General features: G+C 69.0%; 22 protein-coding genes. 13 read left to right on the top strand and 9 right to left on the bottom strand.

The features are described from left to right. Positions 1-4: 4 nt before the first annotated feature. A complete protein-coding gene (locus SNE35_RS03590; RefSeq protein WP_320421468.1) occupies positions 5-1,384 on the top strand; it encodes a multicopper oxidase family protein in 1,380 nt (459 codons plus the stop codon). A gap of 7 nt (positions 1,385-1,391) precedes the next feature. On the opposite strand, the gene SNE35_RS03585 is transcribed toward SNE35_RS03590, so the two are convergent. Both SNE35_RS03585 and SNE35_RS03580 read right to left on the bottom strand, forming a co-directional pair. Then, entirely contained in the window at positions 1,392-2,456 is a 1,065-nt protein-coding gene (locus SNE35_RS03585; protein WP_320421467.1) for an NAD(P)/FAD-dependent oxidoreductase, read from the bottom strand. Beyond that, positions 2,449-3,666 (bottom strand): multifunctional CCA addition/repair protein, encoded by a 1,218-nt coding sequence (locus tag SNE35_RS03580; RefSeq protein ID WP_320421466.1) that lies wholly within the window; start codon positions 3,664-3,666, stop codon positions 2,449-2,451. Before SNE35_RS03580 ends, SNE35_RS03585 begins: the two co-directional genes overlap by 8 nt. A 210-nt stretch (positions 3,667-3,876) precedes the next feature. Between SNE35_RS03580 and SNE35_RS03575 the strand changes: the two genes are divergently transcribed. Further along, positions 3,877-4,380 carry an FxDxF family PEP-CTERM protein gene (locus SNE35_RS03575; RefSeq protein ID WP_320421464.1) on the top strand — a complete coding sequence of 168 codons (504 nt, stop codon included), beginning with the start codon at positions 3,877-3,879 and terminating at the stop codon, positions 4,378-4,380. Between the two features lie 20 nt (positions 4,381-4,400). Here SNE35_RS03575 and SNE35_RS03570 read toward each other — a convergent pair whose 3' ends face one another. Together SNE35_RS03570 and SNE35_RS03565 are read right to left on the bottom strand one after the other, a co-directional pair. Continuing rightward, the gene (locus SNE35_RS03570) at positions 4,401-5,090 is read right to left on the bottom strand and encodes a glutathione S-transferase family protein (RefSeq protein WP_320421463.1); all 690 of its coding nucleotides are present in this window, start codon (positions 5,088-5,090) and stop codon (positions 4,401-4,403) included. A 91-nt stretch (positions 5,091-5,181) separates the two neighbouring features. Further along, positions 5,182-7,215, bottom strand: a complete 2,034-nt coding sequence (locus SNE35_RS03565; RefSeq protein WP_320421462.1) for a lytic transglycosylase domain-containing protein — start codon at positions 7,213-7,215, stop codon at positions 5,182-5,184. Positions 7,216-7,234: 19 nt separating this feature from the next. Here SNE35_RS03565 and SNE35_RS03560 point away from each other — a divergent pair, with 19 nt between their 5' ends. Together SNE35_RS03560 and SNE35_RS03555 are read left to right on the top strand one after the other, a co-directional pair. After that, complete coding sequence (locus SNE35_RS03560) at positions 7,235-7,789, top strand: 5-formyltetrahydrofolate cyclo-ligase (protein WP_320421460.1); 555 nt, start codon at positions 7,235-7,237, stop codon at positions 7,787-7,789. Between the two features lie 12 nt (positions 7,790-7,801). After that, on the top strand, positions 7,802-8,671 hold the full coding sequence (locus SNE35_RS03555) for a TFIIB-type zinc ribbon-containing protein (RefSeq protein ID WP_320421459.1): 870 nt from the start codon (positions 7,802-7,804) through the stop codon (positions 8,669-8,671). Here the strand turns inward: SNE35_RS03555 and SNE35_RS03550 are convergent. Continuing rightward, positions 8,658-9,647, bottom strand: a complete 990-nt coding sequence (locus tag SNE35_RS03550; RefSeq protein ID WP_320421457.1) for a LysR substrate-binding domain-containing protein — start codon at positions 9,645-9,647, stop codon at positions 8,658-8,660. The two genes, SNE35_RS03555 and SNE35_RS03550, sit on opposite strands and share 14 nt — an antisense overlap. A gap of 114 nt (positions 9,648-9,761) precedes the next feature. Here SNE35_RS03550 and SNE35_RS03545 point away from each other — a divergent pair, with 114 nt between their 5' ends. Beyond that, positions 9,762-10,118, top strand: coding sequence for a DUF2917 domain-containing protein (locus SNE35_RS03545; RefSeq protein ID WP_320421456.1), 357 nt, complete (start codon positions 9,762-9,764; stop codon positions 10,116-10,118). Here the strand turns inward: SNE35_RS03545 and SNE35_RS03540 are convergent. Then, a complete protein-coding gene (locus SNE35_RS03540; RefSeq protein WP_320421455.1) occupies positions 10,048-10,455 on the bottom strand; it encodes a TfoX/Sxy family protein in 408 nt (135 codons plus the stop codon). The two genes, SNE35_RS03545 and SNE35_RS03540, sit on opposite strands and share 71 nt — an antisense overlap. A 66-nt stretch (positions 10,456-10,521) precedes the next feature. On the opposite strand from SNE35_RS03540, the gene SNE35_RS03535 reads away from it, so the two are divergent. The 4 genes from SNE35_RS03535 (at position 10,522) to SNE35_RS03520 (ending at position 13,187) form a co-directional block, all read left to right on the top strand. After that, on the top strand, positions 10,522-11,088 hold the full coding sequence (locus SNE35_RS03535) for a 5-formyltetrahydrofolate cyclo-ligase (RefSeq protein ID WP_320421453.1): 567 nt from the start codon (positions 10,522-10,524) through the stop codon (positions 11,086-11,088). 17 nt (positions 11,089-11,105) lie between these two features. Beyond that, positions 11,106-12,434 carry a Xaa-Pro dipeptidase gene (gene pepQ, locus SNE35_RS03530; protein WP_320421452.1) on the top strand — a complete coding sequence of 443 codons (1,329 nt, stop codon included), beginning with the start codon at positions 11,106-11,108 and terminating at the stop codon, positions 12,432-12,434. Positions 12,435-12,522: 88 nt separating this feature from the next. Further along, positions 12,523-12,789: a type II toxin-antitoxin system Phd/YefM family antitoxin gene (locus SNE35_RS03525; RefSeq protein ID WP_320421451.1), complete on the top strand. Its 267-nt coding sequence runs from the start codon at positions 12,523-12,525 to the stop codon at positions 12,787-12,789. Further along, positions 12,786-13,187: a type II toxin-antitoxin system VapC family toxin gene (locus tag SNE35_RS03520; RefSeq protein WP_320421450.1), complete on the top strand. Its 402-nt coding sequence runs from the start codon at positions 12,786-12,788 to the stop codon at positions 13,185-13,187. Before SNE35_RS03525 ends, SNE35_RS03520 begins: the two co-directional genes overlap by 4 nt. Here SNE35_RS03520 and SNE35_RS03515 read toward each other — a convergent pair. After that, positions 13,177-14,070, bottom strand: coding sequence for a LysR substrate-binding domain-containing protein (locus SNE35_RS03515; RefSeq protein WP_320421449.1), 894 nt, complete (start codon positions 14,068-14,070; stop codon positions 13,177-13,179). The genes SNE35_RS03520 and SNE35_RS03515 overlap by 11 nt on opposite strands. Before the next feature lie 140 nt (positions 14,071-14,210). Here SNE35_RS03515 and SNE35_RS03510 point away from each other — a divergent pair, with 140 nt between their 5' ends. Then, the gene (locus SNE35_RS03510; protein WP_320421448.1) at positions 14,211-15,077 is read left to right on the top strand and encodes a class II aldolase/adducin family protein; all 867 of its coding nucleotides are present in this window, start codon (positions 14,211-14,213) and stop codon (positions 15,075-15,077) included. 89 nt (positions 15,078-15,166) lie between these two features. Next, on the top strand, positions 15,167-16,489 hold the full coding sequence (locus tag SNE35_RS03505; protein ID WP_320421447.1) for an MFS transporter: 1,323 nt from the start codon (positions 15,167-15,169) through the stop codon (positions 16,487-16,489). Here SNE35_RS03505 and SNE35_RS03500 read toward each other — a convergent pair. After that, on the bottom strand, positions 16,461-17,150 hold the full coding sequence (locus tag SNE35_RS03500; RefSeq protein WP_320421446.1) for a GntR family transcriptional regulator: 690 nt from the start codon (positions 17,148-17,150) through the stop codon (positions 16,461-16,463). The genes SNE35_RS03505 and SNE35_RS03500 overlap by 29 nt on opposite strands. Before the next feature lie 172 nt (positions 17,151-17,322). Between SNE35_RS03500 and SNE35_RS03495 the strand changes: the two genes are divergently transcribed. After that, positions 17,323-18,876 carry a Rieske 2Fe-2S domain-containing protein gene (locus SNE35_RS03495; protein ID WP_320421445.1) on the top strand — a complete coding sequence of 518 codons (1,554 nt, stop codon included), beginning with the start codon at positions 17,323-17,325 and terminating at the stop codon, positions 18,874-18,876. After that, on the top strand, positions 18,873-19,856 hold the full coding sequence (locus tag SNE35_RS03490; protein WP_320421444.1) for a PDR/VanB family oxidoreductase: 984 nt from the start codon (positions 18,873-18,875) through the stop codon (positions 19,854-19,856). Before SNE35_RS03495 ends, SNE35_RS03490 begins: the two co-directional genes overlap by 4 nt. A gap of 17 nt (positions 19,857-19,873) precedes the next feature. Here SNE35_RS03490 and SNE35_RS03485 read toward each other — a convergent pair whose 3' ends face one another. Continuing rightward, positions 19,874-20,383: a winged helix-turn-helix transcriptional regulator gene (locus SNE35_RS03485; RefSeq protein ID WP_320421443.1), complete on the bottom strand. Its 510-nt coding sequence runs from the start codon at positions 20,381-20,383 to the stop codon at positions 19,874-19,876. Between the last annotated feature and the right edge of the window lie 131 nt (positions 20,384-20,514).

Raw genomic sequence — 20,514 nt, 5'->3', positions numbered from 1 at the left:
CACCATGAACGATCGCAGAAACTTCCTGCGCGGCGTGAGCGCGGGTGCGCTCGCGCTTGGCGCCACCGCGGCCAGCCGCGCCGCCTCGCTGCCCGAGGCCGTCTACCAGGCTTCCCCGCAGATGCAGCCGCCCCGCCCGCCCGAGACGGGCCGGCCCTTCCGCCCGGTCGCCACGCTGAACGGCTGGTCGCTGCCCTGGCGCATGGCCACCGGCAACGTCAAGGAATTCCACCTGGTGGCCGAGCCGGTCGTGCGCGAGCTGGCGCCCGGCATGACGGCGCGGCTCTGGGGCTACAACGGGTCCAGCCCGGGGCCGACGATCGAGGCCGTCGAGGGCGATCGGGTGCGCATCTTCGTCACCAACAAGCTGCCCGAGCACACGACCGTGCACTGGCATGGCCTGCTGGTGCCCAACGGCATGGACGGTGTCGGCGGGCTGACGCAGCCGCACATCGCGCCGGGCAAGACCTTCGTCTACGAGTTCCAGCTGCAGCGCGCCGGCACCTTCATGTACCACCCGCATGCCGACGAGATGGTGCAGATGGCGATGGGCATGATGGGCCTGTTCATCGTGCATCCGCGCGATCCGGGCTTCATGCGCGTGGACCGCGACTTCGCCTTCCTGCTCAACGCCTATGCGATCGAGCCGGGCGCCGCGGTGCCGCGCACGGCCGAGATGACGGATTTCAACCTCTGGACGTGGAACAGCCGCGTCTTCCCCGGCATCGACCCGCTCGTCTGCCGCACCGGCGACCGCGTGCGAGTGCGCGTCGGCAACCTGACGATGACCAACCACCCGATCCACATGCACGGCCCGCACTTCACCGTGACCGGCACCGACGGCGGCTGGGTGCCTCCGACCGCTCGCTGGCCCGAGGTGACCACCGACATCGCCGTGGGCCAGATGCGCGCCTTCGAGTTCGAGGCCATCGCCGGCGACTGGGCCATCCACTGCCACAAGGCGCACCACACGATGAACGCGATGGGCCACCAGGTGCCCAACATGATCGGCGTCGACCACAGCGAGCTGGCCGAGCGCATCTCGCGCCTGATCCCCGACTACATGGCCATGGGCGACAAGGGCATGTCCGACATGGGCGCGATGCGCATGCCGTTACCGGAGAACACCTTGCCGATGATGGACGGCAAGGGCCCGTTCGGGCCGCTGGAGATGGGCGGCATGTTCAGCGTGGTCAAGGTGCGCGACGGGCAGAAGCCCGGCGACTACGCGGACCCCGGCCCCTTCAAGCACCCGGCCGGCACGGTGGCCTACGAGTACGAAGGGCCGATGCCCAGCGAGCCCGCACGTGCCGCCGAGCCGGCGATGGACGAGCACACGATGCACGTGCACAAGCCGCAGGGCCACGAAGGGCACGAGCACTGAGCTGCGCTCAGACCTCGGACGCGATGCGCTCGCCGATCGCCAGCGCCGCGGTGAGCCCCGGCGACTCGATGCCGAACAGGTTCACGAGGCCGCCGTGGCGCTCGATCGCGAAGTCCGCCGCCGGCTCGCCCGGGCCGGCGATCTTCGGGCGGATGCCGGCGTAGGCGGGCTGCAGCGCGTCGTCCGGCAGGGCCGGCCAGTAGCGGCGGATCGCGGCGTAGAAGCCCTCGGCGCGGCGCGGGTCGACGCGGTAGTCGATGTGGTCCACCCACTCGACGTCGGGCCCGAAGCGCGCCTGGCCGGCCAGGTCCAGCGTCAGGTGCACGCCCAGGCCGCCCGGCTCCGGAAGCGGGTAGACGAGGCGCGAGAACGGCGCGCGGCCGGCCAGCGCGAAGTAGCTGCCCTTGGCCAGCCAGGCCCGCGGCGCGGGCGTGGCCAGCGCGGCGGCGAGCCGTGGCGCGTCGAGCCCGGCGGCGTTGACGATCAGCCTGCGTGCCTCGATCCGCATCGGCTCGGCGCCGCCGACCTCCAGCGCGAGCCCGCTGTCCCCCAGCACCGACGCGCCGAAGGCGAGCATGCCGCCGGCGGCCTCGAAGTCGCCGCGCAGCGCCAGCATCAGCGCGTGACTGTCGACGATGCCGGTGGCGGCGCTTTCCAGTGCGGCGACGCAGCGCAGCTGCGGTTCGATCGCCTGCGCCTCGACTTGCGTCAGCATCCGCAGCGCCTCGACCCCGTTGATGCGGCCGGCCTCATGCAGTTGGTCCAAGCCGGGCACTTGCTCTGCCGACGTCGCCACGATCAGCTTGCCGCAGCGCCGGTGCGGCACACCGTGCGAGGCGCAGAACTCGTACAGCAGCCGCCGGCCGCGCACGCACAGCGTCGCCTTCAAGCTGCCCTGCGGGTAGTAGAGGCCGGCATGGATCACCTCGCTATTGCGCGAGCTGATGCCGGTGCCGATGGCCGTCTCCCGCTCCAGCACCAGGGTCTCCAGCCCGCGCTGCGCCAGCGCCCGCGCGACGGCCAGTCCCACCACGCCGGCGCCGATGACGACGGCGTCGACCCGTTCAGCCACCCAGCGCCTTCAGCCGGGCCTGCTGCACGGCCTTGCCGATGGCCGGGCCCTTCTTGCCTTCGGCCAACGCGGCGGCGCTGACGGCGGCGAGATCGACCGTCAGCGTCGCATCGAGGTCCTGCTGCAGCCTTTCGCGCTGCGGATAGTCGCGGGCTTCCAGTCCCAGCCGGCCGCGTGCATCGCACTCGCAGGCCCACAGCATCTGTCGGAAGCGCTCGGGCCGGCGCCAGGCATCGCAGCGCTCCAGCAGGCGCAGCCGCGCCTCGGGGCTGAAGCCTTCGCTCTGGTGCACGTGGGTGTGCTCGCGCGCGACCAGCTCGGCCAGCTCGCGGCAGTCGGTCGGCACGCGCCAGCGCTCGCTGACCTTGCGGGCCAGCCGCTCGCTGCGACCCTCGTGGCCGATGTGGCGCGGCAGCACATCGGCCGGCGTCGTGCCCTTGCCGAGGTCGTGGCACAGGCAGGCGTAGCGCACCGCCAGCGGCGCCTCCTGCAGCGCGCACTGGTCCAGCACCATCAGCAGGTGGATGCCGGTGTCCACCTCCGGATGATGGGCAGGAGGCTGCGGCACGCCGAAGAGCCGGTCCACCTCGGGCAGCAGCCGCGTCAGCGCGCCGCAATCGCGCAGCACCTCCAGCATGCGCGAGGGCTTCTTCTCCATCAGCCCGCGAGACAGCTCCTGCCAGACCCGCTCGGCGACCAGCGCGTCGACCTCGCCTTCATCCACCATCCGGCGCATCAGCGCCAGTGTCTCGGGCGCCACGCTGAACTCGGAGAAGCGCGCGGCGAAGCGCGCCAGCCGCAGGATGCGTACCGGGTCCTCGGCGAAGGCGGGCGACACGTGGCGCAGCACCTTCTCTTCGAGATCGCGCTGGCCGCCGTAGGGATCGACGATCGCGCCGCTGTCCGCGTCCTGCGCCATCGCATTGATCGTCAGGTCGCGCCGTACCAGGTCTTGCTCCAGGCTCACATCCGGTGCTGCATGGAAGGCGAAGCCGTGATAGCCGCGCGCCGTCTTGCGCTCGGTGCGGGCCAGCGCGTATTCCTCGTGCGTCTCGGGGTGCAGGAAGACCGGGAAGTCGCGCCCCACCGGCGTGTAGCCGGCCTCCAGCATCGCCGCCGGATCGGCGCCGACGACGACCCAGTCACGGTCCTGGACCGGCAGGCCCAGCAGGGCATCGCGGACCGCGCCGCCGACGAGATAGCTGTTCATTGCTGAAGCTTGTCCGGGATCCGGTCTCATTGCAATTTCATTTCCGTCCGTCGTCCTGCAGGTGAAACCGGTCCCTGGAAAACCCTGTGGATTGGGGCAAACACGCCCCGTGCCTGCGGGGGAGTGTTGAAGCATTTTGCCGGTACATCCTGTCCGCAGCGCTGGACAATTTCCTCTGAGTCATCCGAGAACAACCCACCCACTTATCCCATGAAGCAAAAGCTAATCGTTGCCGCCGCTGCCGCCGCTGCCGCCCTGATCGCCGGCGCCGCCCATGCAGACCAGATCGGACCGGTCACGGTCGGCTCCTCGTTCACCGATGTCATCATCGGCACGATCCACGTTGCATCGACCTCGGACGTCGTCGGCAGCCTGTTCGCCCTCGACTCGGCCAGCGTGTCGATCGGTGGCCAGACGATGAGCTTCTCGCTGCAGTCGGTGGTGTTCAGCGGCGCCAGCGTCGGCAGCCTCGTCGACTCCGATCCCAGCGCCGCCGGCTTCTCGTTCACCAATGTCAGCGCCGGTGACTACGTCCTCACGGCGACCGGCTATCTGACGGGCAGCGCGCAGATCAGCGGCACCGGCTTCCTCGGCGCCAACTACACGGCAACACCCGCCGCCGCTGTGCCCGAGCCGCAGAGCTACGCGCTGCTGGCCGTCGGCCTCGGCCTGGTGGGCTGGATCGCGCGCCGCCGCGGCACCCGCGCCATCTAAATCCAAAAGTCGTCCGGCATTCAGCGAGCCTTGCGATATGGCTCGTCCTCGGCCACGTAGCTCTGCTCCTGCAGCGCCGCGGCGATCCATTCCTGCATGGCCGGCAATTGCTCGATCGTCTTCGCGTAGGCCGCGGCCATCGGGCTCAGCGGCAGCGCGAAGCGGGTGACGCGCATGACGACCGGAGCGAAGTAGGCATCCGCCGCGCCGAATTCCTTGCCGAACAGGAAGGGGCCGCCGCTGGCCTGCAGCGCCTCGTTCCAGATCTGGTCGATGCGGGCCAGGTCCTTGCGCAGGCCCGGTTCCGTTTCGATCAGCCGCGCGCCGACGTCAGGGAAGAAGGCCTCGATGTTCATCGGGCACAGGTTGCGGATGCTGCCGAAGCCGGCGTGCATCTCGGCGCAGTAGCTGCGCGCGCGGGCACGCGCCTTGGCATCGCGCGGCCACACCGGCGATTCGGGATGACGGTCGGCGATGTACTCGGCGATGGCCAGCGTTTCCCACACGGCGAAGCCGTCGTCCTCGACCAGGATCGGCACCTTGCGCACGCCGGCACCGAGCCGGTCCAGTGCTGCATGGAACTGCGAGCCGGGGCCGAAGTCGTCGAACTGCAGTTGCACCTCTTCGAACGGAATGCCCAGGCCCTTCAAGGTGAGCCAGGGGCGCAGCGACCAGGACGAGTAGTTCTTGTTGCCGATGTAGAGCTTCATGCAGGGGTCTCCGTTCAAGAAGACCTCAGCTTAGCCAGCGCGCCGTTCGGCCGGGGTGAGATTTGCGCATGCGATTGATGCGAGCCCGGCATCAGGGCGGATCGGTCGGCAGGATGTCCGGTGCACTGCCTTTGGGACCGATCTGCTTGCCGAGGCGGCTGCGCAGCGTGGTGCCGGCCGTGCCGTCGGCGCCGAGCAGTTGCGCGTAGACGGTGGTGTTGACCAGCACGTTCTTGACGTAATCGCGCGTCTCGTTGAACGGGATGTTCTCGGTCCAGATGGCGGCGTCGAGCAGCGGGCCGTCGCGCCAGCGGCGTGGGCGGCCGGGGCCGGCGTTGTAGGCGGCGGCGGCCATGGCCATCGAGCCGCCGAAGTCGTCCAGCACCAGCTTCAGGTAGCTGGCGCCGATCTTGATGTTGAACTCGCGGTCCTGCATCAGCTCTGCACTGAACGGGATGCCGGCCTTCTTCGCGGTCCACTTGGCGGTGGCGGGCATCACCTGCATCAGGCCGGAGGCGCCGACATGCGAACGCGCGTCGATGACGAAGCGCGATTCCTGGCGGATCAGGCCATAGACGTAGGCCGGGTCGACGCCGACCTCGCGCGTCTTCGCCAGCAGCTCGCGGCGGAAGGGCGTGGGGTAGCGCTGGGTCAGGTCGATCTCGCTCTTGGTGCGGTCGCTGGCGCTGATGCAGCGGTCCCAGACCTCGCGGTCGCAGGCCTCCTGCGCGGCGGCCAGCAGCTCGCGGTCACTCAGGCCGCGCAAGCTGAAGTTCCATTCGCGCACGCCTTCATTGCGCAGGCCCAGCGAGATCAGCTGCAGCGCGCGGGCAAGGCCGACGGTCGTCTGCGCCTTGCCGCGCTCCAGCGGGGTCAGCGGCGCCGGGGCGGCGGGCAGGGTTTGGGGCTGGTTCAGGTCGTCGGCGGCGAGCTGGCCGTAGAAGGTGAGGGGCGTGGCCAGGCCCTGCAGCAGCGAGCGGGCTTCGGCGCGCTGGGGGTCGCCGCCGGCACCGTCGGTGGCCGTGGCGATCAGCGCGCGGGCGCGCCAGTAGCGCCAAGCCTGCTGGTTCTGCTCGTTCGCGCTCAGCAGCCCGATGGCGCGCAGCAGCTGCGGCCAGCGCGGCGTGCCGTCGGTGCCGCGCAGGGCGGCGCGGGCGGCCCAGGCGAAGGTCTCGTCGCTCCACTCGGGATCGGTCTGGCCCTTCTTGCCGTGCAAGCTCAGCGCACGGTCGAAGTAGTCGTTGGCCTCGGGCATCAGGCGGAACGCGGCCTGGCGCGCGACCTGGGCCCACACGGCTGCTGCCAGCTCGGTCGGCAGCGCGCGTTCCCAGCGGGCGCGCAGCAGCGCGGCGGCCTGGTCGGGGTCGGCCGAGGCCACGCGCAGCAGGGTCAGCGTCGCCAGTTCGGACTGCTGACGGTTGGCGGCGCTGGCCTTGCGCGTCATGTACTTGCCGGCGTTGTCCTGCAGCTCGGCCACGGCCTTTTCCACCGGCGTGCCCAGCAGCGCGGCGGCCTGCTTCACGGCGCGCGGCCGTTGCGCTTCGACGGCCAGGCGCAGCTTCAGCCACACGTCGTCGGGCTTCAGCAGCTTCCCGTCGAACAGGGTGCTGGCGAGCAGCTGGCAGCCCTCGTCGCCGTCCTTCTGCGCCAGCCAGGCGGCACGGGCGCGGTCCTTGAAATCGGGCTTGGGCTTGCCGCCGGCCTGCTGCTCCACCACCAGCGAATAGCACAGCACCTCGCGGTCGTCGCGCATCTGGAAGCGCGGGTACTCGGTGGCGAAATTGCGCCAGTCGCGCCGGTGGCCCAGCTCCAGCAGCCAGTCGTTGCGCAGCCGGTCTTCCACATAGCTGCCGGGCCAGCGCGCGTAGAAGGCGTCCAGGTCCGGCTGGCTCACTTCCGACAGGCGCAGTCCGATGTCCCAGTAGTCGATCCAGGGCGCGAGCGGGTAGCGCTGGGCCTGGGCCGCGGCGTTGATCGTGGCGAGCTTCTTGCGGTCCTTGGTGCGGACGGCGTCCTTGGCGTCCAGCACCCATTCGGTCGCCCCGGGCGCCTGGGCCGGGGCCGCTGCCACGAACAGCAGCAGGCCTGTGGCCACCGCTCCATATACTGCCAACGCACGCTTCACCAAACTGCTTCCTTCATCGATGACGACCACCCTGCCGCACGAACGTCCCGCGCTGCGCGCCAGGCTCAAGGCCGAACGCGCTGCCTGGTTCGCCACGCCCGCCGCCCATGCGGCCTCGGCCGCGCTGGCGCGCCATCTGCGCGAAGTGCTGGAGCAGCTGGAGCCGCAATGCCTGGGCTTGTACTGGCCGCTGGAGGGGGAATTTAACGCAGTGGAGGCCTTGTCGGCGGCAGCTTCGCAATGGGCCTTGCCCTTCTGCCTGCGTTCGCCGCGCCGGATGGACTACCGCCTGTGGGACGGCGGCACGCCGGGCCAGGTGGACGAGGTGGGCATCGCGGCCAGCGGCGGTGCCGTCGTCGTGCCGGACGTGGTGCTGGCGCCCTGCGTCGGCTTCACGCGCGAGGGCTACCGGCTCGGCTACGGCGGCGGTTATTTCGATCGCTGGCAGGCCGCGCATCCGGGCGTGACGACGGTGGGCGTCGCCTGGGGAATCGGCGAGGCGCCGTTCGCGGTGGAGCCGCACGACCTGCCCCTGACGGTGATCGTCACCGAGCGCGAAATCATCGCGCCCTGAGCCGAGACGGCGATGCCGGCTGGCGCCTCCGTCCACAAGACCCTGCAGTGCCCGCAGTGCCGCCAGCCGATGACGGCGCTGCCGTTGGAGGGTCACTACGGCAACACCGTCCACACCGACCTGTGCGCGCCGTGCCGGCTCGTCTGGCTGGACGAGCTGGAGGCGGTCAACCTGTCGGGCCTGGGCTGGGTGAGCCTGCTGCGTCGCCTGCAGCAGGCCCGTGGCGATGCGCCTCCGTCAGCCGTCGCGGCCTGCGATTGCCCGCGCTGCGGCGCGACGCTCAAGCCGGTGCACAACCTGACCGTGATGGGTCGCTTCGGCGAGCTCGAATGCCCGCGCTGCCGCGGTGGCCTGGCCGGCTTCGCGGCGCTGCTGGCGCGACGCGGCCTGGTGCGCGCGATGACGCGCCGCGACCTCGACGCGCTGAAGACCGAGAACCGCGAGCCGGCCTGCCTCAATTGCGGTGCCGGCCTGGAGCGCGAGGCCTGCGCGCGCGGCCTGCTGGACCGCGATGCGCGCTGCGGCTATTGCACGAGCCCGCTGCTGGTGATGGACATGCCGCGCTTCTTCACCGCGCTGCTGAGCCGCCATGCCGAGCCGGTGTCGGCCGAGCGCTTGGCCTGGCCCTGCCGGGCCTGCGGTGCGACGGTGGAGCCGACGCAGGGTGCGGCCTGCGTGGACTGCGGCCATCCGGTCGTCGTGCCCGCGCTGATCGACCTGAGCCCGTTGCTGGACCGCGCGGAGCCGCTGCTGCGCGGCACGGCGGCGCGCGGTGCCCGGCCGCATGGCAGCCGCCTGCGCGAGCAGCGCGGCGACTACCGCACGACCGGGCTCTATCGCTTGCTGCTGCGGCTGAAGGACTTCGTGCTCAACCGGTCTTGAGCACGGGCGCGAGGTCCTCGCCGATGTCGATGCGGGTCTGCGCCGCCTGCGCCAGCACCCAGTCGCAGAACTGTTTCACCTCCGGCCGGCTGCGGCTGTGGCCCGCCTGCACGAGCCAGTAGGCATAGGGACTGGTGACCCGACCGACCTGGGCGAAGGGCTCGACCAGGTCGCCGCGCTGCAACTGCTCGCTGACGAGCGCCACGCGCGCCAGTGCCAGCGCCTGGCCGGCCAGCGCGGCCTGCACCTGCTGGTAGGTGAAGTTCAGGTACATCCAGCGGCGCGGCTGCAGGCCGGGCACGCCGTTCTCGCGCAGCCAGCGGCGCCAGCTCAGGTATTCGGCGCCGGGGCGCTGGTCGTCTTCCTCGGCCAGGGTGTAGCGGGCCAGGTCGGCCGGCGCCGCCAGCGGCGGGGCCTGGCCTTCGGCGGCCTGGCGCATCGCCGCGGCGCTGACCACCGGCGTCAGCGTCTCGCCGAACAGGCGCTGCGCGCCGGCCTCGGCCTGGGCCGGGTCGGTGTAGCGCAGGGCCAGGTCGATCTCGCTGTCGTCCAGGTCGACGATGGCGTCGGAGGCGGAGACGCGGATATCGATGTCCGGGAAGTCGCGCTGGAAGGCCTCCAGCCGCGGGATCAGCCACAGCGAGGCGAAGGAGGGGAAGGTGGTGACGTTGACGACGCTGCGGCCGCGCGATCGGCGGATCTGGCGCACCGTCTGGTCCAACCGCTCCAGCGCGGCGACGGCCGTGCCCTGCAGGATCGCGCCGTCGGCCGTCAGCTCCACGAAACGGGTGCCGCGGCGGAACAGGGAGCAGCCGATTTCGTCCTCCAGCCCGCGGATCTGCCGGCTGATCGCCGACTGCGTCAGGCTCAGTTCCTCGGCGGCCTTGCGGAAGCTCAGCGTGCGGGCCACGGCCTCGAAGGCGCGCAGCGGGCCGACGGCCAGCGGCCTATGACGGAGAGGAATGGGTTGATTCATGAGCGGATGGTATCAATCCGGCGCGTCGATCTCATTGGACCCAGCTTCGGGTCGACCCTAGTATTTACCCATGAGGAACGCGAGGTCCGCGTCCCTTGGCAAGGAGATGCAATCATGAGCCAGTCTCAACAACATTCGCTGTGGTCCGTTTCGCAGGGCGAGGCGATCAGCATGTCCATCGGCCCGGGACCGCGTGAGCTGAGCGTGTCTGAAGGCCGCCTGTGGCTGACCCTGCGTGGCGCGCTGGACGCCCCGGCCGAAGACCACTGGCTGGAAGCCGGCGAGAGCGTGCAACTGCCCTCGGGCAGCCGCGTGGTGATGGAGGCTTGGCCGCAGGCCGCCTTCCAGCTGCTGGTGCCGCCGTGCCCCGAGGTGATCCGCCGGCAGGCCGGCCGTGCGGCTAGCCAGCCTTTCTGGAAGCGCTTCCTGGCTTCTTCTTCGCAGTCTTCGCAGCCGCTTTCGGCCGCTTGACCGACACCTTGGCCCGCGCACGCAGCGCGGCGCCGAACGCCAGCCGTGCCCAGGGCTGCATCAGCGCGGGCGATTCCATCGCCTCCTCGGGCGGGCGGAAGTAGCTGAGCGAAATCGACTCGCCGCCCTGCTTGGCGTAGCGGAAGGGCTCGCAGCCGGCGGCCTCGAAGCGCGGACGCGTCTCGTCGTCGGCCTTCAGGTAAAGCTGGTCATAGGCGATCAGCGCCATGAACAGATCGTCTACATAGATGCCGTGGCCGCCGAACATGCGGCGCGTGCGCACGGCGCCCAGCGGCGCCAGCAGTTCCTTGCAGTGGTTCAGCAGTTCGGCATCCATGGCGCTCACTGTAGCGAAGGCTGCACAATGCGCCACCGCTGGATGGAGTGCCGACAAGTGGACTGGATGAATGACCGCGCCGCGCTGCGCAAGAGGCTGATTCAGGAACGCATGGACCTGCCCGACCGGCTCGAGCTGGCCGAGCAGTTGCAGAGCGTGCTGCGCATCTGGCTGGTACGCCGGCGCGAGACGACGATCGGCGCCTACTGGCCCATCAAGGGCGAGTTCGACCCGCTGCCCGCGCTGTACCGCTGGAGCGAGGCGGACCCGACGCGCCGCATCGGCATCCCGGTGGTGGACAAGGAACACGGCACCTTGCATTTCCACGTCTGGTATCCCGGCTGCCCGATGGAGGAGGACGCCTACGGCATCACCAAGCCCAAGGACACCGAGACCTTCCAGCCCCAGTTGCTGCTGGTGCCCTGCGTCGGCTACGGGCCGGCGGGGCTGCGCATCGGCTACGGCGGGGGCTTCATGGCGCGCACGGTGCAGGAGATGTCGCCGCGGCCGGAGATGGTCGGCGTGGGTTATGCGCACGGCTTCCTGCCGCTGCTCAAGCGTGAACCGGACGACGTGCCGGTCGATTCGATGCTCACCGAGGAAGGCGTGGTGTGGGAGCGCGACCCGGGATGAGCCCGGATAATTGTTCGATGAATTCCACCGATATTTCCTACGCCGGCCACCTCGCCGGCCTGCAGTGCGAGGCTGAGGCCGCGCTGGCCCGCAGCGGCTTCGATGCCTTGCTGATCGCCTCCGGCGTCGAGAAGTACGCCTTCCTGGACGACCGGCCCTACCTGTTCCAGCCGAATCCGCATTTCAAGCACTGGCTGCCGCTGACGAACCATCCCTGCAGCTGGATCGTCGTCCGCCCGGGGCACAAGCCGAGAGTCGTCTACTACCAGCCTGACGACTACTGGCACGTGCCGCCCAGCGACCCGAGCGGGGAGTGGGTGCAGCATGTGGAGCTGGTCGTCATCAGCGAGCCGGGCGATGCGGTGGATCACCTGAAGCTGCCGGGGCGCCTCGCCATCGTCGGCGAGGCCGATGCCGCCCTGGGCGAATTCAAGCCGAACAACCCGCCCGAGCTGCTGAACCTGCTGCACTGGCGTCGCGCCTGCAAGAGCGGCTGGGAGCTGGGGCAGATGCGCGCCGCCTCGCGCCGTGCCGCGCCGGGCCACATCGCCGCGCGCGACGCGTTCCTGGCCGGCGCCTCGGAGATCGAGATCCATCGTGCCTACCTTGAAGCTACCGGCCACACGGACCGGGACCTGCCGTACTCCAACATCGTCGCGTTGAACGAGCACTGCGCGGTGCTGCACTACCAGTACCAGGACACGCAGCGGCCCGCCGAGAGCCGTTCCTTCCTGATCGACGCCGGCGCCCAGGTGAACGGCTACGCCTCCGACATCACCCGTACCTGGAGTCGTGGCGATGATGCCGATTTCGGCGCGCTGCTGGCCGCGATGGAGCAGGCCCAGCTGGCGCTGGTGGACGAGGTGCGCAACGGGGTCGACTACCGCGACATCCACCTGTCCACGCACCGTCGCGTGGCGCAGATCCTGTCCACCCAGGGCATCGTGCGGAACATGAGCGCCGAGGCGATCGTCACCGAAGGCGTCAGCAGCACCTTCTTCCCGCACGGCATCGGCCACCTGCTGGGCCTGCAGGTGCACGACATCGGCGGCTTCATGGCCACCGAGGAGGGCGGCACGCTACCGAAGCCCGCCGGCCATCCGTTCCTGCGGCTGACGCGTCCGCTGCAGCCGGGCATGGTCGTCACGATCGAGCCGGGCCTCTACTTCATTCCAACCCTGCTGAAGAAACTGCGTGCCACGCCGGCCGGCGCCAACGTGGACTGGGCCAAGGTCGAGCACCTGGCGCGCTTCGGCGGCATCCGCATCGAGGACGACGTGGCCTGCCGCGCCGAGGGTGCGCCGGAGAATCTGACGCGGGACGCGTTCGCAGTGCTGCCAGGCTGATTGATAACCTGGCTAGATATGGCTATGTTTTCATCAGTCTGGCCAGGTTGTGTAAAATGAGCCATCTGTTGTTGTGGAGGTGCTCGTGATGCAGGTCAACGTGCTGGAAGCGAAGAACAGCCTGTCGCAACTGATCCGATCCGCGCAGGCGGGAGAAGAGGTCGTGATCGCCAATCGCGGCCAGCCGGTTGCGAAGCTGGTGCCCATCCACCCGACGGACTCCGCAGAGACTGGCCAGGAACGGCCCAGGGACTTTGTGGCCTGGCTGCGCGCCAACCCCTTGCCGGCGCATCTGCAGCGCAGCCATGAGCTGATCGAAGCAGGCATCCAGGCTGAGCGCGAGAGCTGGGATTGATCTACCTGGACAGTTGCCTGCTGATCTACGCCATCGAGCAGGATCCGGTCTTTGGACCGCCCGCCGTGACGGCCATCGCATCGGTGCCGCCCCTGCAGCTGTGCGTGTCACCGCTGGTTCGCATGGAGTGCCTGGTCAAGCCGATGCGCGACGGCCATGTGCTGCTTCAACGCCGCTTCGAAACCGCGTTGGGTGAGTTGAAGTTGCTGGAGATGACGGAGCCGGTATTCCAGCAAGCCACCGAACTCCGCGCTCGCTTCGGGCTCAAGACGCCCGATGCTTTGCACCTGGCCTGCGCGATGCACCACGGCTGCTCGGCGCTGTGGACCAACGATGACCGGCTTGCCAAGGCCGCTCATGGTCTGGCGTTGAACGTTCTCGCCACGATCAAGCGCTGACCTTCAACTGCTTCAGCAGCCACTCGCTGAAGCAGCGCACCTTCTCCACCCGTTGCTCGTTCGTGCGCAGCGAGAGGAAGTGCATCTCCCGCTCGATGGTCTTGAAGACCTTGGCGCCCACTTCGACCAGTTCGCCGCGCTGCAGCTCGCGCGCGGCGAAGCGCACGCTCTCCAGGGTGACGCCCAGGCCGTCCACCGCGGCGGAGATGGCCAGCGCGCCGCGGTCGAAGGACTGGTGCGGGCGCTGAGGCATCACCAGGCCGTTCAGCGCGAACCAGTCGCGCCAGGTGACGTTGTTGAGCTGCGAGTCGATCAGGGTCAATTCACCGATCAGTTCCTTCCAGGCGCGCTTGGGCGGCTTTAGCGAGGGTGCGCACAGCGGCGCGATGCGCTCCTTGCCCAGCGGCGTCACCACCACGCCGGGGCGCTGCAGCGCATGGCCGTAGCTGATCGCCAGGTCCACCTCGCGGGCCTGGGTCAGGTCCATCGGCTCGGCGCCGGAGGTGAGGCGGATCGTGATCTCCGGATGCTGCTGCATGAAGCCGGCCAGCCGCGGCCCCAACCACTTGGCGGCGAAGCTCGGCGCGCAGTAGACGGACAGCACCTGGTTCGACGGCGCCAGGGCCACCTCGGAGCAACTGGCATCCAGCGCATCGAACACGCGCGTGAGGCCTTCGGAGAGCCGCCGGCCCTCGGGCGTCAGGTCGACGCGGCGATGGCTGCGCAGGAACAGCGCGCGGCCGAAGTGAGCCTCCAGCTCACGGATCTGGTGGCTGATGGCCGAGGGCGTCAGGTGCAGCTCGTGCGCTGCGCCCGTGAAGCTCTGCAGCCGGGCCGCGGCCTCGAAGGCGCGCAGCAGTACGAAGTTCGGGATCTTTCTCATCGTGGTCGCAGTGTGGCCCAGCCGGCGCTTTGTGTGAATGGCGCTCACATGAAGTTGAACAACGATCGTTTGTCATTCATGCGGCGGAATTCGAAGATGCACTCATACCGCATCACCACACGCATTGAGGACCGACCCGCATGTCAACGACCGTTCTTGACCGCCCGCAAGCCAGCAGCAAGCCCACCACCGCACCGCTGCTGCGCGACGGCCGCACCTCCATCTACCAGCCCGAGCAGCCCGGCCTGATCTTTCCGGAGAAGCCCGTCTTCGAGGACGTGGCCGCCGAGCGCCAGCACCTGAAGGAGCGCCTGGTCGCCGCCTGCCGCGCCTTCGCGCTGGAAGGCTTCGACTACGGCTTCGCCGGCCACCTGACCGTGCGTGATCCGGAGCATCCGGAGCTGTACTGGACCAACCCGATGGCCGTGCACTTCGCCCAGGTCAAGGTCTCCAACCTGATCCTGGCCGACCACAAGGGCCGCGTCGTGCAGGGCCGCCACGCGATCAACCGCGCCGGCTTCGTGCTGCATGCGGCCGTGCACGAGGCGCATCCGGACATCCTCGCGATGTGCCATGCGCACACGACCTACGGCACCGCCTTCGCCGCGCTGGGCCGGCCGCTGGAACCGATCTCGCAGGACGCGGCGGCCTTCTTCGAGGACCACGTGGTCATCAAGGACGAGGCCGGCCAGGTGGCCGTCGAGGAGAAGGCCGGCATGGCCGTCTGCGACTGGTTCAAGGACGTGAAGGCGGCCATCCACCAGAACCACGGCCTGCTGACCGCCAGCCGCCACAGCATCGAGGCCGCGGCCTTCTGGTTCATCGCGCTGGAGCGCTGCTGCAAGCAGCAACTGCTGGTCGAGGCCACGGGCCACAAGCCGATGCTGGTGTCGCCCGAGCGCTCGCGCTACAGCCGCGAGCACGTGGGCTCCGAATACATCGGCTGGCTGCACTTCCAGGCGATCTACGAGCACATCGCCGAGACGCAACCGGACATGTTCCGCTAGGGCGGTTCCCCCAAAGCGCCAGATCAACAACCGGCCCGTACAGAGGCCGGCTGGCGCAGCCATTCCCATAAACCAGGAGACAAGGAATCATGTATTCCGATCTAGCCAGCCATCCGGTCCGCACCGCGGGCGAGGCCGCCAGCACTTATTCGAAGGTCGCTTGGCGACTATTGCCCTTCCTGTTCCTCTGCTACGTCTGCGCCTACCTGGACCGCATCAACGTCAGCTTCGCCAAGCTGCAGATGAGCAAGGACCTGGGACTCAGCGACGCGATGTACGGGCTGGGTGCCGGCATCTTCTTCATCGGCTACCTGATGTTCGAGGTGCCCAGCAACCTCGTGCTGCTGAAGGTCGGCGCGCGGCGCTGGATCGCGCGGATCATGGTCACCTGGGGCCTGATCTCGGCGCTGATGATGTTCGTCAGCGGGCCCATCAGCTTCTACGTGCTGCGTTTCTTCCTCGGCGTGGCGGAGGCCGGCTTCTTCCCGGCCATCCTGCTGTACTTGACCTACTGGTTCCCGAACAGCCGCCGCAGCAAGGTGACCGGCCTGTTCATGACGGGCATCCCGATCTCGGGCGTCGTCGGCGGACCGCTGTCGGGCTGGATCATGAACCACTTCAGCGGCGTGCACGGCATGGCCGGCTGGCAGTGGCTGTTCCTGCTGGAGGGGCTGCCCACCGTGGTGATCGGCGTCTGGGCCTTCTTCTTCCTCGACGACCGGGTGTCTGACGCCAAGTGGCTTCGCGCCGACGAGAAGGCGCTGATCCAGCGTGACCTCGCTGCCGAGCAGCAGGGCCAGCACCTGCACTCGATCAAGGACGGGCTCACCAACCCGCGCGTGCTGCTGCTCAGCGGCATCTACTTCTTCTTCACGATGGGCCTGTACGGCGTGAGCTTCTGGCTGCCCAGCATCGTCAAGGCCAGCGGCGTGACCGATCCGCTGGAGATCGGCCTGCTGTCCTCGATCCCCTACGCCGCGGCGGCCGTCGCGATGGTGCTGGTGGGCCGCAGCTCCGACGCCACCGGCGAGCGGCGCTGGCATCTTTCCGGCGCCGGCGTGATCGGTGCGCTGGCCCTGTGCGCCAGCGTGTACTTCGCGCACGACACCTTGCTGGCCATGGTGGCGCTGACGATCGGCACGATGGGCGTGATGACGACGATCTCGCAGTTCTGGGTCATGCCACCGGCCATGCTGAGCGGCGGCGCGGCGGCGGCGGGCATCGCGCTCGCCAACTCGGTCGGCAGCCTGTCGGGTGTCGTCAGCCCCTACGTGATCGGCTGGGTGCAGACCAGCAGCGGCACCACTGGCGCCGGCGTGCTGGGCCTGGCGGCCAGCATGGTGATCGGCAGCATCCTGGTGTTCACCGTGCCGGCGAAGCTGGTCAACGTGATGCGGAAGGCGCGGCGCTGAGTTGCAGCATCTCGCCGAGCCGGGCCACGAGGTTCTCGCTGGCCCGGCGGATGTGCAGCTCGGTCAGCATCACGGCACGCTCGGCATCGCCCTGGGCGATGGCATCGGCGATCGCCTGATGCTCGTCCCACAGATTGCTGCGGCCGCTGGAGCTGCGGTGCACGGCACCCATCACGCGGCGCAGGTGCGTCCAGTAGCGGCCGGCGTTCTCGGCGATCAGCGGATTGCCGGAGGCGGCGTAGATCGCGTTGTGGAAGGCCAGGTCGGCGTCGACGATCGCCTGCAGGTCTTCGCCCTCGACGGCGCGGCGGCCACGCTCGATCAGGGCGGGGTCGAGCGCATGGCGGGCTTCGGCCGCGAGGCGCGCGGCCAGCACGTCCAGCGCGCCGCGCACCTGGTACAGATGCGCCACCCAGGCCGGGTCTAGCGCCACGACCTGGACGCCGCGGCCGGGCGCGTCCTCGATCAGGCCGTCCTTCTTCAGCAGGCGCAGCGCCTGCAGCACCGGCGAGCGCGAGACGTGCAGCTGCTCGGCGATCTCCTCCTGCGTCAGCCGCTCGCCGGGGGCGAGGCTTCCGTCGGTGATCGCGTCGAGCAGCACCCGGTAGACGGTGTCCACGTAGTCGGTCTTGGTCGGCAGGTTCTGAGTGTTCAGGCGCATGAACAAATTTTAAATTGGATACAGAGCGCAACGTACAGAACGACCAAGAACGCCGCCCAGCCGATGCGATTCAGATAAATAAAGGGTAAACCCTTTGGTGTTGGCCTCATTTTTAACCTAATCTCTGTATACAGAGTTCAGAACACGGTATGTAAACCGACGGAAAAGCAGCATGAGTGACCCCAAGCAAGAGAAGTTCGAAGACAGGCAGAGCGCCGGCGGCGCCACGGTGAAGAAGCTGATCCCTTATGGCGGCTACTACACCAGCAAGGTGCCCGGCCATGACCCGGAGCTGACCGAGGTCGGCCCCGGCACGCCGGCGGGCGAGTACCTGCGGCGCTTCTGGCACCCGGTGTGCATGTCCATCGAGCTGAGCGATACGCCGCGCTTCCTGAAGATCCTGGGCGAGGAACTGGTCTGCTTCAAGGACGGCAGTGGCGCGCTGGGCCTGCTGCACGCCCACTGCGTGCACCGCGGAGCCTCGCTGGAGTACGGCAAGATCGAGCAGCACGGCATCTCCTGCTGCTACCACGGCATGCAGTTCGACGTGGACGGCGCCTGCATCCGCGTGCCCTTCCCCGAGGGCGAGGAGGAAGAGGGCGAGCGCTACCGCTGTTCGATCCGCCAGGGCGCCTACAAGGCCATCGAGCGCCACGGCCTGATCTTTGCCTACATGGGCCCGCCGGACGTCGAGCCGCCTTTCCCCGAGTGGGAGGGCGACTTCACCGTGGCCGAGGGCGACGAGTTGGTGCCGTACAGCAACTTCCAGCACTGCAACTGGCTGCAGGTGCAGGACAACGCGGCCGACAACTATCACACGATGGCCCTGCACGCGAAGCGCCAGGTGACCGGCGAGAACTACCAGGGCACGACCTTCGACGAGGTCGGCTCCGCGACGATGGAGGTGCCGCCCGACATGCAGTTCGTGCCCATCCACGGCGGGCGCGGCCTGGCCTGCTCCGGCGCGCGGCGCTCCAACGACGAGCACATGTACATCCGCGTCCAGCACCAGGTGCTGCCCAACCTGAGCCTGCACGCCTACACCTCGGAGGACGGCCAGGCCAAGAAGCTGTTCGGCCGCTTCCACATGATCCGCTGGACCGTGCCGGTGGACGACGAGAACGCCAAGATGATCGGCTGGCGCGTGATGGGCCCCGGCATCGATACGCGCGGCATTGGCGACAAGTCACTGGTCGGTTACGAAACGATCGACTTCCTCGAAGGCCAGGTCGCGATGCGCCGCCCGGAGCGCTTCGGCAAGTACAAGCTGCAGGACCTGCCCCCGATCCCGGCCGACCACCGTGCCCGCGAGCACTACAAGGACTGCCAGTACGCACCGGGCGACTACGAGGCAATCGTCAGCCAGCGCCCGATCGCCGTGCATGCGCTGGAGAATCCGACCAAGTTCGACGCCGGCCTCTACATGTTCCGCAAGCTGCTGCGCGATGCCATCCGCGGCACCAATGCGAAGGCGGGCCCGGAGGAGTTCGCCCAGTGGCTGCGCGACTGCGCGGGCCAGCCGAACAGCTACTGCGCCGGCAATGTGTTCGAGCTGCCGGTGGGCCGCACGACCGAGGAAGAAGTGACCTTGCGGCGCTACCTGGCGCGCCAGGTCGTCGTCATCCTGACCGAGTCCGACAGCCTGCGCGGCGAGGAGCGCCGGCGCTTCGTCAAGGACAGACTGGAAGCCCTGCAGCAGGACGTGCTGGCGCGGAGGCATGCGTGAATGCGCCGCTGCCGGCCGGGGTGCTGACGACACTGCAGGTCCGCATCCGCGCGATCCGCTGGCAGGCCGAGGGCATCCATGCTTTCGAGCTGGCCGACCCCGAGGGGCGTGAGCTGCCCGGCTTCGAGCCCGGCGCGCATGTGGACGTGCACCTGCCCGGCGGCGTGGTGCGCTCCTACTCGCTGGCCGGCGACCCGGCCGAGCGCCGGCACTGGACCCTGGGCGTGCTGCGCGAGGCCCAGGGCCGCGGCGGCTCGCAGGCGATGCACGAGCGCCTGCGCGTCGGCGAAACGCTGACGCTCGGTGCGCCGCGCAACGCCTTCCCGCTGGCGGCCGACGCGGCGCATAGCATCCTGCTGGCGGGCGGCATCGGCATCACGCCGCTGAAGGCGATGGCGCACGCGCTGGCCGCGGCGGGCCGCTCCTTCGAGCTGCACTACTGCGCGCGCACTCGGAACAACGCGGCCTTCCTCGATGAGCTGCAGGCGCTGGTGCCCGAGGGCCGGCTGCACCTGCACTTCGACGGCGGCGATCCGGCCAAGGGCCTGGATATCGCCGGCCTGCTCGCCGAGCCTGCGCCGGGCGGCCACATCTACTTCTGCGGCCCGGGCGGCTTCATGAAGGCCTGCGCGGCGGCGGCCTCGCACTGGCCCGCGGGCGCGGTGCACAGCGAGCACTTCAAGGCGCCGGAGCGGGAGAAGCCCGCCGGCGCGGTGGACGGCAGCTTCGAGGTGAAGCTGGCCCGCAGCGGCATCACCGTTCAGGTGGGGCCGGAGCAGAGCATCGTTCGCGCCATCGAGCTGGCCGGCCAGCGCGTGCCCACCTCCTGCCTCTCGGGCCTGTGCGGCGCCTGCAAGGTCGGTGTGCTCGAAGGCGAGGTCGACCACCAGGACTTCATCCTCAGCGACGAGGAGAAGCGTACGTGCATGACCGTCTGCGTGTCGCGGGCGAAGAGCGCCTGCCTGGTATTGGACCTCTGAGGCTGGGCCTGTAGTTCTCAGCCTTCGTTGACCGCCGCCGGCGGCGCCTCGCCGTCGAAGTCGAACACCTCGAGCTTCACGGCCCGCGCAGCCCCCTGCCGCAGCACCTTGTGCTCCGGCCCGATCGGCTTGCCGGTGCGCGCGTCGATCAGCGCCAGCTCCACCGGCTCGCCGGTCGTCGTGTCGATCAGGCGCAGCGGCCGCGGCGTCGGCATCGCGTGCTTGTTGCCCCAGGCCAGCAGGCTCAGCAGCACCGGCCGCAGGTCGCGGCCCTTGGGCGTCAGCAGGTACTGGTAGCGCGGCGGCTTCTCGCTGTACAGGCGCTTCTCCAGCAGATCCTTCTCCACCAGTTCCTGCAGCCGCCGCGTCAGCGTGTTCGACGGGATGCCCAGCTCGGCGATGAACTCGTCGAAGCGTGAGCGGCCGTAGAAGGCCTCGCGCAGGATCAGCGTGTTCCAGCTGTCGCCCAGCGTGTCGGCCGCGCGGGCCACCGGGCAGTCCATCGATTCAAAGCTGGTCCGTCGCATGGCACCTCCTGATGCTTCGTGCCGCCCGGGTGATGGGCGGACTTGGCTTTCATTATGCAACTAACTCGGGATCCGGCAATCCGATCCTTCCCTTTGACCCTACGATTCCCAAGTAACTTGCATGATTGAAG

Origin of the sequence: Roseateles agri (genome assembly GCF_034043675.1) — a bacterium.
Lineage (GTDB): Bacteria > Pseudomonadota > Gammaproteobacteria > Burkholderiales > Burkholderiaceae_C > KK5.
Note: the sequence above shows the minus strand (reverse complement) of the source record. Positions and strands in the feature narration are given on the sequence as shown.

Excerpts from the sequence above, each read along its gene's own strand:
- SNE35_RS03590 (WP_320421468.1), top strand. The coding sequence starts at position 5 with ATGAACGATCGCAGAAACTTCCTGCGCGGCGTGAGCGCGGGTGCGCTC.
- SNE35_RS03580 (WP_320421466.1), bottom strand. The coding sequence starts at position 3,666 with ATGAACAGCTATCTCGTCGGCGGCGCGGTCCGCGATGCCCTGCTGGGC.
- SNE35_RS03575 (WP_320421464.1), top strand. The coding sequence starts at position 3,877 with ATGAAGCAAAAGCTAATCGTTGCCGCCGCTGCCGCCGCTGCCGCCCTG.
- SNE35_RS03570 (WP_320421463.1), bottom strand. The coding sequence starts at position 5,090 with ATGAAGCTCTACATCGGCAACAAGAACTACTCGTCCTGGTCGCTGCGC.
- SNE35_RS03560 (WP_320421460.1), top strand. The coding sequence starts at position 7,235 with ATGACGACCACCCTGCCGCACGAACGTCCCGCGCTGCGCGCCAGGCTC.
- SNE35_RS03555 (WP_320421459.1), top strand. The coding sequence starts at position 7,802 with ATGCCGGCTGGCGCCTCCGTCCACAAGACCCTGCAGTGCCCGCAGTGC.
- SNE35_RS03550 (WP_320421457.1), bottom strand. The coding sequence starts at position 9,647 with ATGAATCAACCCATTCCTCTCCGTCATAGGCCGCTGGCCGTCGGCCCG.
- SNE35_RS03545 (WP_320421456.1), top strand. The coding sequence starts at position 9,762 with ATGAGCCAGTCTCAACAACATTCGCTGTGGTCCGTTTCGCAGGGCGAG.
- SNE35_RS03540 (WP_320421455.1), bottom strand. The coding sequence starts at position 10,455 with ATGGATGCCGAACTGCTGAACCACTGCAAGGAACTGCTGGCGCCGCTG.
- SNE35_RS03535 (WP_320421453.1), top strand. The coding sequence starts at position 10,522 with ATGAATGACCGCGCCGCGCTGCGCAAGAGGCTGATTCAGGAACGCATG.
- pepQ (WP_320421452.1), top strand. The coding sequence starts at position 11,106 with ATGAATTCCACCGATATTTCCTACGCCGGCCACCTCGCCGGCCTGCAG.
- SNE35_RS03525 (WP_320421451.1), top strand. The coding sequence starts at position 12,523 with ATGCAGGTCAACGTGCTGGAAGCGAAGAACAGCCTGTCGCAACTGATC.
- SNE35_RS03515 (WP_320421449.1), bottom strand. The coding sequence starts at position 14,070 with ATGAGAAAGATCCCGAACTTCGTACTGCTGCGCGCCTTCGAGGCCGCG.
- SNE35_RS03510 (WP_320421448.1), top strand. The coding sequence starts at position 14,211 with ATGTCAACGACCGTTCTTGACCGCCCGCAAGCCAGCAGCAAGCCCACC.
- SNE35_RS03505 (WP_320421447.1), top strand. The coding sequence starts at position 15,167 with ATGTATTCCGATCTAGCCAGCCATCCGGTCCGCACCGCGGGCGAGGCC.
- SNE35_RS03500 (WP_320421446.1), bottom strand. The coding sequence starts at position 17,150 with ATGCGCCTGAACACTCAGAACCTGCCGACCAAGACCGACTACGTGGAC.
- SNE35_RS03495 (WP_320421445.1), top strand. The coding sequence starts at position 17,323 with ATGAGTGACCCCAAGCAAGAGAAGTTCGAAGACAGGCAGAGCGCCGGC.
- SNE35_RS03485 (WP_320421443.1), bottom strand. The coding sequence starts at position 20,383 with ATGCGACGGACCAGCTTTGAATCGATGGACTGCCCGGTGGCCCGCGCG.